Below are 10,894 nucleotides of genomic sequence, written 5' to 3' on the forward strand. Positions count from 1 at the left end.
TTTTATGATTATGTTTGATGACCGTATCAGTAAGCATTTAATCTAAATGGCAGTTACACAGAATCTGGGATGGTCTCAATGTTAATACTTTGAATTGCTTCAGTCGTCTTGTTAAGTGTCTCACTTAGTATCAAGCCCTTTTACCAAATCTGCCATTAAATCCTTGTCCATCTGTCTGGTCAAAAATTCCAATAGATAGTTTCTCATCTGTAATCAGCATCATATGCACAAAAAATCGTAGTAGTGGTGAGTATTGCCACTTGTTCGTTTGCTCTCTATGGTCTTGACTAGCAATACCGATATTGAGAGCATTTTTCGACTCATTAGATTGTTGCTTAATGTCTTGATAGTCAGTAGATGACATAGTTTGCATCAATAGATCTTCGTTGCTACTCACCAGCCAACGTTTCAAAGGCAGCAATTTCTCAGCAATATCAATGAAACGCTGCAATTCTTTTTCATCTCTTTTTCCAAATGGTAGGTATGCTCGGCTACTAGAGAGTTTTTCACGACATATCTCAATAAACCAAGTCCAATCAGTCCCTGATTTTTCTCGTAGACGATAGGCATTACTTAACAAAAGCGAGAGCAATCTTAAATCACTTTGGTATTGAATGTTCAGTGGACTCAGTACAGGGGTATTTGAATCCGATAGCTTAACAAAGCGAGGTTTGCCGCGTTTGGTAGTGATGTTGGCAACTTCGCTCGCACGTTCTATTAGAACCTTTGCATCGTGAATAGAGATATTTGCCAACTGGGCCGCTTTACTTAAAGGAATCTCTTTATCATAAGTCTGTAGTAGCAGTTGTACTCGGTTTAGACCATAACGACCAAACAGCTCATTAGTGACTGATGTATTGGTACTCAAGAGGAGTTTCTTATCACAGTTTTCGACCGTAAACTTCGGTGACTTGCGTTTGCCTTCTATGATATTTTTAAATAACAGCGTACGTATACTAGGTATGCTGACGCTACTATTACGAACAATCACATTATTTTCTTTAAGCTTTTTATTCGTAAAACCTGTTACGTTATACAGCGTCCGTTCTGGCAATGTTATATCTGCTTTACTAAGCGCATAGGTCGCCATCAGCGTGGCAAAATGGTTGTAATACTCAAAGCTCCGCTCAGGCGATAAGTGTCCCATAATACCTGAGAGAGCATACCAGCGATCCTGTGCATCTGTATGCTCTCCGAGTATGCCTTGTTTGATGCGAATTACGTCGCTTTTATCATAATCGGTAAGGGCTTCTACGAGATCTGAATGGCCTACTAGCGCTAAAGATAGGTTACTCACTGCTGTATGCCTAAACCCATGAAAGGTATGCTCTGTAACATTATCATCTACCGAAATGTCTTTTAAGACTCGTTTAAGTAATTGCAACGGAACATGGTCATCAATAGGGCGCTGATCCGATGATAAGGTAAAGATAAATTTGTTTGAGTTGTCGCCAATATTACTCTGCACAAAGTTAATAAAAAAATTCAGCTCATTAGGTTTGAGGAGAGCAAATAAGGGAACGCGGCGAATACTACTTTGAGTCTTAGTTGGACGGTAGCTATTGGGCCTTATCACCACTGATGGTACAGCTGTTTTTAAGCCTTCGATGTCATTATACTTAAGACCCAACAGCTCTTTTTTGCGCATGCCAGTACGATAGACTAAGATAAATAAAAGCGCGAACATCTCCCGCTCCAATATATCTACGGAACTCAGTATCTGCGTAATAATGGCTTGGTACGCTTGCGGTGATATCAGCTCCGCACGTACACGTCGACCATTTTTCGACTGTTGGAAGTTCACGGAGGGTAGGTTGTATTTGCTCTTTGCAAAGTTGTGCATACTCTTCAATAAATTGGCAGAGTATCCAATGTCAGTATTGTTACGTACGACAGCTTTGTACTCTAAAATCTCTTCGTAAAGTTCCTCAAACTCTTCCTCTGACCAAATATCAAGCGGCTGCGCTGTGGTGAAATACAACCACTCATAGCCTATGGTTCTAATATATTTCAAAATAGACTCATTACTAAGCGATTTTGACTCTTTTCGATTGAGTAAACTTAGCACCCAATCTAATAAAATTTTTTCACTTAAGTCATCGTATTGTTCATAGCGTTTTTGTACTCTTTCAATAAGAGTAGGCGGCTTTTTGCTGGTTTTTTTCTTTTTCTGTTTTTCATCCATTTTGAAGTCTTTAGTCAGATTCATAATTAAATCAGACTTTCTAACCTCTATCTTTTTGGTAGAACTATTACTAGATGTCTCGTTTTGATTGGCAGAGTTTTTGCTGATAGACAGCGTCAAAATATGTTCTAGATCATACGGCTTCTTTTTATACTGACATTTTTGGTTCAGAAACCGACCAAAGTCTTGCGTACTTAATCCTGCAGTATTATGCATACCTCGCAGCACCCCAACTGAGGCATGGTCGATACTAGCGTCATCGAAATCCTCCCAGTAATAACTGGCGTAATATAAAAATCTTGAAAAGGGAAGTGGCTTAATACCCAAAGGCTTGATCACGTCAGATAAAGCTACGGTCAAATATTGTTTTATCTTATCTTTTGACAGCTTGGCAATGATAGGTTTAATCTCTGATTGACTGCTTTTTTCATGATAGCGCATTAGCCAACACTGACTGACCATATCTACAATGATTTGCTTAGTGTTATAAAGCTGGTCACTTTCTTCTTCGCGCTCGTTACCAAAGCGCTTTTGTACAAAGCGCGGCGAGACCATTATTCTTTCTTTGATGAATGGCTGATACTCTTTGGTGAGCAATGAGATAAACCACCCTTGAAGCATTTGTACCTCATTGATACCGCCATACACAATTCCTGAGAATATCAGCCAGCCTATAATCTGATCTTGGCTATAATCGGCTGTTTGCTCCCAATTATGCTCTACTGCGCGAATAATTTTGACCAGCGCCTTACCGTCTTTTAACCAAGCTGTATTTGTAATTAGTGGATTGATTTTAGTAGGTTGTGGCGCGATTATCTTGGGATAGTGATGCTCAGCAAGCATATGGTACTTATTTTGATAGTTAACGAACTTAACGACGACTTGCCAGATATGTTTGAGTGTTTTAGATGACTCGTAAGCTTTTGCAATTTTGTTTTCAATGATTGACTGAAACTCATCGAATCCCTCTTGGGACAATGGTTCCAATTGCCTGTAAAGCTCTATCTGAAACTGGCTTAAAGATTGACTCCAAGATAGCCATGACAAATCAAAATAATCGCTAGAGCTTGGCGAAAATGAAAAGATGCGCTCATTGGGCCAAAGCGCTTGTTGGTAGTATTTATTGAAAGACTGTATGAATCCGATACTTCCAGGATGAATCCTTTTCAATGACTCCCATTCGGTTTGTAAGTCGGCGAGTAGCTTTATCTCACGTGTCCTTGCCGTGTCACTGTTTTTGAGTATAGATGGGTAAGGCACGTAGCGTTTTTTCCTACCATCAAACTTTGCTAAGCCATCAATGATTTTTGGCAGCTGTATTTCATTTATTAGCATGATCAACCTCTGCAGTGCTTGTGCCAACATGATTTGAGTTAGGGTAATGATTGATTGTGATATCTGATAACCCAAGCTGTGCTGCGATCTTTTCAAACACGGACGCCACACGCTTAATATCTGCTTTACTACTTGATGAGAAACGTCCCAATACTTCTTGACGAGCTTTTTCATGACCAATAACTGTGTTAATCAGCGATAAGGAAACGCCAAGATTTTCAAGCTGCGTACGAACAAAGTGGCGTGTCCAATAGGGATTGGCGTCAATGATATGTTTGGTCATATGATAAGCATCGCCACGCTTAATGTCTTTAAGAGTAGGGGCGTTAACACTAGGAGCTCGTTCATACAACAGCTTTAATAGTGCTTCATCATTACCCAAACGGATATTGTCAATGATAGCGCTGATGTCATGATAACCTTGATGCTTTGCCTGATAATTAATCAAATACGCTCTATAGTCTGTTAGATGGCGTATCAGTGTCGGGCATAGCGGAATGAGACGATCACTTTTGACCTTCTTAACAGGCTTGTCATTGATGAGCAGCCAACCCATATCAAGATCAATATCGTACATTCTGCCAAGACCGTTGTTTGGTCGCACGCCGGTTAAAAGGCAAAAGACAAACCATACAAAAATACTGGTTCTGTTAAAGTGCTCCTCATCGTTTGAACTTTGATCAGTCCAGTATTTTATCTCATTTACGATGTCGCAAACTGTTTCAATCTTTAGCGCAAACCCTGACCCCACTGTATATTTGCGCCAAGCGATGATATAAGTTAGGTCAAAATCACTGTTGCTATTAAATATACCCAGTGCTGATTTATAGTGAGCCATAAGTGCTTCGCTGGTGTGGCTACTATAGTACATCGCAGGAGCATGGGACGCAGGCGTGCGACAGATGATATCGGCGATATGTGCATGACAATCAGGTGTATAACGAGAGAGCACGACATGTAGTGCAGTCTCTATACGATTGACGGACAGGTACGGCAATCCAAGGCTGCTACGTAAGGCGGCAAGATAAGCCGTAAAATCTTCTTTTAATGGCAACTCGCAAGCAAGTAAATCATCTATCAGCCACAACGGCAGTGGAACTTTGATGGTATCAGAAGTATTTTCATAATCATTTTCGAGCAGTGTTTGGCTTGTGGACCTGTCGGTAATACCTAAGCTGTGTTCAATGTAATACTTTTTACCTTTAAGGTTGAAAATCCTAGGATGACCGATATAGCCGGGTATTAGTAAGGACTTAACTGGAAGGCTAGTAAGCATCGATAGCAATAAAATGCCAGCACAGGTTTTATCAGTCTCTGATTCTGGTAAGGTGCTGGCGTCTTGGTTGAGTGCAGCAAATAACGCTTGGTAGCCGGCAAGGGAGAGTAAACGCGTGTTAGAGTTAAGCGCGAGATTGCGCTGAGACATGTAGTTTTGCTGTAGCGATAAATCTATAGTTTGGAGCGGTATAGAGTTTTTGAATAATGGATTTGGATATTCGCCATAGCTGACATAGGGTGCTTCATAGTGGTCAATACGCTCTTCAAAGCTGGTGGTTAATCCTTCATGGCTTTCAGTATTAGCTTCTAAAAATGCAAGATCTATGGCGATAGCGCTGTGTTCTATATCGTCACGTGTGCTACCCCATGCATCATTGCTGGACGTAGTATTCCAGTTATGCCTAGTTGCAGTGGTGTCTACAGGATATTTTGATGTGTTATCTGCTAGGTTGATAGCTTTAACTTTAATGTTCTTAGGTAGCTTTTTACGCTTAGGTTTTGGCTTCTGTGGCACGTGCGCGTGTTGATAGGCAGTCGTTATTTTCTCTATTTGGCTCAGTTTATCTTTTGCTACTTTCTTTTCTTCGGCATGAGTAGCTTGCTGGTCATTTAACAATTCATATGCACTTTTTTGCTGCTCTAATAGAACAGTGAAAATGGTAAGTATGCTTTCCACACTCATGGTCATTTGAGGTAAATCAGGTAGTTCACGCCAAATCCATGTTCGTCTAGAAGATCTTGAAAACTGCGCCTGTTTAAATTGCATCAGTATATTTTTGGTGTGTTGTTTTGTACTATGCTGCATTAGTATCACACTGGTGTGCATTGCTATGGCTAGCCAAATTAACCGTTTCTGTAGGTAGTCATGCTGATGTTCATTGATAGAATGTTGCATGAGAAGAAGCAATTGCATGATGAGTGGTTTTTTTGCTAATTCTGATCTACTAATAGTCATAGAAAGCTGAGGAACTGGCCTTCTTTGTAATACCTGTAATATTAATCTTATTAGATTTTGGGGATTATCATCTGGCTGTCTATAGCTATTGTGTACTGCTAAAGTGATCTCAGATATGGCAGTCGATACTGCTTCTGGATATATAAAATTCTGGTCATTATCAATTTTTTTAATGATTTCTGTTAATGTTGGCGTATCAAGCCATTCTAGCTCTTCATGAGCATTCTCAGCATTCTCAGTCATAAAACACCCTCAGAAGGTCGCTTGTAATAGGTTTGTTCATTTATCTTTATAAGCTGACAAAATGTAGTAATAGCAAAAATATTTTTGCCAAATAATTTTTGGTTTATCTCTTGATCCAAGATCTCGTTTAGCTGCGTGTAAATGAGCTTGATATCTATTTCTTTATTGTATTTTGCGATGAGATCAATAAGCTCGTAAAAACTGATGTCAAAATTAAACTGATTCTTTGATATATATTTCACGGCTACTTCTTTTTTTAATACATCAAAATCAATATAAGGGCTTTTTGCTATATGAAATAGCTCAAGGTTATTGAGCAAGAACCACTTTTTTTCTTCTTTTATAAAGTAGGTAAGTTTTGGGCAAGCATTACTTTGCTCAAGTTCGATAGCTTGGCTATTCAGAAATGGTCTGATATGGCAGGTATAAATATCAAACAGACTAATGATTTCTGGATATACAAGCACATTGAGTGTTTGTAGCTTAGCGATCGATAGTGATTTCATATTTTTCCCACTAAGATATCGAGTTGATGACTTGGTCGTTATATCCTGTGTATTGACCTCCACTAATAATTTACGAGTATTAGCAAACAATTGAAAGCCAGTTTTTGAGGTTTTGAGGCAAAAACTTGAACTAAGCGACAGCTAATGACGCCTTGCCATAATTTTGAGCTTTTATATAGAATCTATGATGATCTTATCTGTAGTATTTTAGGAGTTTAGCTAGAGCTTATAGGTGTATGAATGGATAAGATAACTAGAAAAGTAGTTTAGGCTGATAGCTTAGGGTGGAAAGTGGAGACAAAGCAGAATACTATTTGAAGAGTAGAGAGTGGATATCGGGTATAGATCGATATGTACTTAAATAACTATCTGGTAGGTAGGATAAATGCCACTTAGAGTAGAACTTTATGATGAAGACGCACAGACTGCTTATATGTTTCTAAGTCACCTGAGCGGTGATGAAGTCGTAGTCAGCGCCAATGTCGTCAATTTTTTTCAATCTTTCGGCAAAGAACCAACAGAGATAAAATTTGATAAAATAACTTAGTTAATTGGCCCTAACGGCTCTGGGAAAACAGCTGTACTACAAGCACTTTGTAAAATGTTTTCTATTGACCTATCAATACGCAGATTGAAAAGACCTGATTTTCACGTTTCTCACAATGAATCTGAAATTCCTAATGAAAGAAAGCTTTGGGTAGAAGCAAATTTTGAGTTACCTGAAGTAGCTAATTTTTCAGATCGCATTTCAACTACTATACCACCTATGTTTAATCATATGAGCCTTAGTAGTATCACAGGGCTTCCTATTATAAGGTATCGGCTCGAAGCTACTGTGGGATAGAAGGCTTTGAATAAGCAGTACCATGAGCTATCAGCCAATATTCATAAAAAGCGAGAGTTAAAATAGGTTATCGTAACGCTGTTGACAGCTTTGGGAGACAGATAAAATAGCTTAAACATTGCAAGATTTGTTATCTAGTCGCTCTCCAGAGAGCCAAGCTTGTATTCAAGAAATAGCGGACTGCTTACTATTAGCTATTTCCAAGAAAGAAAAAGTGTTAAAAACACTAAATGACGCGCTATCACACAAAATGACGCAGAAATCGAGAGCCCAAAAAATAATGAGAAATGGTTAATGGGCAACTATCGCAGATTTTGCGACAGTTACACCATTTTCTAAAATGCAGTTATCGCAAAAATTGCGATAACTGACTCAACTTATGAAATGGAAAGAAAAATGTCTGATGATCGCCCTATCCTTGTAAGTGAAGCCGAAATTGCGAAGCGCCGGCATAGCAACGCACTGACTGCAGGTAGCTTTGCAGTAGACAATATACCTTCGAACCCTGACACTCAGTACCTTTTTGACGATTTTGTGGAAGGTAGAATTGCTACCAATGAGGAATTAATACAACTGTTACATGCTCATTATTCTAAAATAATAAACCCACCTAAGCCTTGATGGTTTAGATACATACCCTTTTAGCCTCCATTAGTTATGCTTTTACTTTACTAATGACAATCCAAAATCGAGGATTTACAGTCGGAGTCAGCAGGCGTAAAAGAGTTAACAACACTAAATGACGCAGGAACGTACGCTGTTTTTTAGAGCGTCTATTGCTCCTCTGAATTTTATTGAGTATACCTATGGCTAACCAATCAGTCCTCCATTGATTCGGTACCCTAGTGAGGACTTGAACGCTAAGCTGTGGGCTAATGGTATCAACGTTTTAACTCGCTGAAATAGTCACAGTGTACTTCATGGTGTACTTACCATACATATTCTATTCGTGATCGGTGCGCTATACAGGCATCGAACTATCAAATAAAACTTTAATAACTACAGAGTCGTTCGGAGTCTATTATCTAATCCACATGCTTAACTTGTCACCAGTCAGATATGACTATGATAGAGGAATAAACGCATAGCTATGAATATTTTATATATAGCGCTGTTATCTAGCGTTCTATCACTTATTGGATGTTCGGATAATTCAACCGTAGCTAATACAGAAGAAAAATATGCCATTGGCGATCTTGGTGGCGTTTCTGTAGACCTACCTAGAGAATTTGTCGAATTGATTGAATATGATGGGGATCCTAGTTGGGGAGAAAAGCGCGTGGGCAAAAAGCCTGAACGAACCTATCAATCTAAAATCAATAGTTTTGGCTTTGATATTCGCTATACCGATAAAACTCTACTAGATGGTCCTTTTGGTAAGCTAGCAGACATATATCATCAAGAAAAAAAGCTACCAGAAAATCCGTGGGTCTCAGTCGGTATTAATTCAGGTGATCGCTATTATGGTTCCAAAGGTATCGATCGCTTGGGTAAAGGTAAGATTAATCCTACCTATGAGGTTACCCCTAGACATCGATATGAAAAATTGCCTGAAAAACAGTATGGTTTAGAAGTCTATTCTCCGCCAGGTATAGACCCAAAGACCAACAAACCATGGCGTGAAGACAGTGATGCAGAGGATGTTTTTATAAAGCGAGATGGTAACGGTACGATAGTGACTTATATAAGGTGTACTAATAGACAGGTTATACGTCCTCCTTGTACTCAGTATTTTGACTTAGAACCTGCTATGCAGCTAGATGTCTATGCCAGTTATTCAAGGTGGAACTTAGCGGACTGGCAACGCATTCAACAAGTCGCTACTGAGACTATTTTAAGTTTTAGGAGAGCAGAAGTCTGATCTACTATTAAGTTCCATTGAGCATACCCTAGGGCAACCATCAAAAAGGCTTCAAAAACCAATTAATAGACCACTTAAAATAGACTGGTATAATGGAACCACTTCAAACAGACTATGAAAGTGCCTATGTTGATCAAAACATATTTGAAACAGACGACTAAGCAGCTATATACCTAACCCTAGGTATAATCTAATCAATCCCCAAAAGTATATAATTTCACGAAATCTAGTCTGAACCTTGGACTAGATCCTGTATCTCAACATCTAACGCATCACATATCTCATATGCTTTCTTCAGAGTAATATTTTTTTCACCACGCTCAATGTTTCCCATATAGCTACGATCAATACCTGCCATCTCCGCTAATCTTTCTTGGGATATTCCTTTGCTTTTTCGCATCTCACGGACACGCTTTCCAAAGGCAATCATACGCTCATCTGTTGTCATCTCATTAACCACTGCTAAAGTGTAGTGGCATAATTAAATCGGACCATGTTTAAGAGATACCATCTTAAAAAAGCCAAATCAAGCACTAATTAGCTCAACTTTTGCTTGGTAAGACTGCTGATGTTTAATCACACCGAAACAGATATGCACAAGCTTGCGCATCGCTGCACAGACAGCCTGCATTTTGCACTTACCATTAGCAAGCAGTCGCTCATACTGCGCCTTAATATCAGGATTATGCTTAATGGCGACTAGCGCTGGCATATACAGTTTGGCTCTGATATCACTTGAGCCGTTCTTTGCTAAGCGAGACTTGCCTTTAAATAGCCCTGATTCACTATGTTTGGGAACTAAGCCTAAAAAGGCGGCCATTTGTGACGCTTGACTAAACTGCTTATTATGCATCAGCGACACCATCTGCTTTGAGACAACAGGGCCGACGCCTTTAATAGTTTGTAGTAGAGTCTGATCTTGCTTTAAATTGTGATGATGATCGATATGGTCATCAATATCACCATTGAGCTTAACAATAGCGGCTTGCAAAGAGGCTATCATATGCTCAATAGAAGCTTTAACGATAGGAGCGGTGTCTGTGGCCTGCGCTTTTTCCAATCGATTCAGCTCACGTTGTAAGTCTTCTTGTAGTGCGTCTAAGCGCGACAATAATGACTTGAGGTGACGCGCCTCTGCTGGCGGCGGTGTCCATAATTTAGGCTTAGCACTATAGGTGTAGCGGGCTAATAACATACTGTCTTTTTTATCCGTCTTGTTGCGACTTCCTAAACTAGCAGCATAGCTTTTGATATAAGCAGGATTGATAATACTGACGTTAAGACCTTTATCAAATAGGTAGTAGGCGATGTTCTCGTGATAGACTCCTGTGGCCTCGACCGTGATGTGAATATTACTTAAGTCGTCAGTGATGTTAGCAATGAGCCAGTTGATAAGAGCAGCGTAGTCACTGTAATCATTTTTAAAGACTTTGGTTTTAAATTTGAGATTATCAGTGGCTTTGAGCCAGGCGATATCTAGCTTGTTTTTACTGACGTCTATGCCGATATAGTGTGTCATCTTATTGTCTTCCCTTGTCTATGCAGTGTCACTCATGACACCTTGGTAGATGGCGAGGCACTTGGATACCATTCAGAATATGAAGATGATGGGATGAGCATTGGGCATAATCTCTTACACAGTGTCTAGGCACTAAGGTTATACTCATACTCTCAATGCTCATGAATA

General features: G+C 39.4%; 7 protein-coding genes. 2 read left to right on the forward strand and 5 right to left on the reverse strand.

The features are described 5' to 3' along the window. Positions 1-130 precede the first annotated feature (130 nt). The 3 genes from AAEY79_RS13860 to AAEY79_RS13870 are packed head-to-tail and all read right to left on the reverse strand — an operon-like array spanning position 131 to position 6,502. On the reverse strand, positions 131-3,520 hold the full coding sequence (locus AAEY79_RS13860; protein WP_352288775.1) for a tyrosine-type recombinase/integrase: 3,390 nt from the start codon (positions 3,518-3,520) through the stop codon (positions 131-133). Continuing rightward, positions 3,507-5,996 (reverse strand): hypothetical protein, encoded by a 2,490-nt coding sequence (locus AAEY79_RS13865; RefSeq protein ID WP_352288778.1) that lies wholly within the window; start codon positions 5,994-5,996, stop codon positions 3,507-3,509. The genes AAEY79_RS13860 and AAEY79_RS13865 overlap by 14 nt, the downstream gene beginning before the upstream one ends. Further along, on the reverse strand, positions 5,993-6,502 hold the full coding sequence (locus AAEY79_RS13870; RefSeq protein WP_352288780.1) for a hypothetical protein: 510 nt from the start codon (positions 6,500-6,502) through the stop codon (positions 5,993-5,995). Before AAEY79_RS13870 ends, AAEY79_RS13865 begins: the two co-directional genes overlap by 4 nt. A 385-nt stretch (positions 6,503-6,887) precedes the next feature. Between AAEY79_RS13870 and AAEY79_RS13875 the strand changes: the two genes are divergently transcribed. Both AAEY79_RS13875 and AAEY79_RS13885 read left to right on the forward strand, forming a co-directional pair. Beyond that, entirely contained in the window at positions 6,888-7,049 is a 162-nt protein-coding gene (locus AAEY79_RS13875) for a hypothetical protein (protein WP_352288783.1), read from the forward strand. A gap of 1,387 nt (positions 7,050-8,436) precedes the next feature. Beyond that, entirely contained in the window at positions 8,437-9,207 is a 771-nt protein-coding gene (locus AAEY79_RS13885) for a hypothetical protein (RefSeq protein WP_352288786.1), read from the forward strand. Between the two features lie 226 nt (positions 9,208-9,433). Here the strand turns inward: AAEY79_RS13885 and AAEY79_RS13890 are convergent, their stop codons facing one another. Both AAEY79_RS13890 and AAEY79_RS13895 read right to left on the reverse strand, forming a co-directional pair. Beyond that, positions 9,434-9,655, reverse strand: a complete 222-nt coding sequence (locus AAEY79_RS13890) for a helix-turn-helix transcriptional regulator (protein ID WP_352288789.1) — start codon at positions 9,653-9,655, stop codon at positions 9,434-9,436. Positions 9,656-9,733: 78 nt separating this feature from the next. Then, positions 9,734-10,726 carry an IS110 family transposase gene (locus AAEY79_RS13895; protein ID WP_105244335.1) on the reverse strand — a complete coding sequence of 331 codons (993 nt, stop codon included), beginning with the start codon at positions 10,724-10,726 and terminating at the stop codon, positions 9,734-9,736. Between the last annotated feature and the right edge of the window lie 168 nt (positions 10,727-10,894).

Origin of the sequence: Psychrobacter sp. GW64-MNA-CIBAN-0177 (assembly GCF_040309585.1) — a bacterium.
Lineage (GTDB): Bacteria > Pseudomonadota > Gammaproteobacteria > Pseudomonadales > Moraxellaceae > Psychrobacter > Psychrobacter okhotskensis.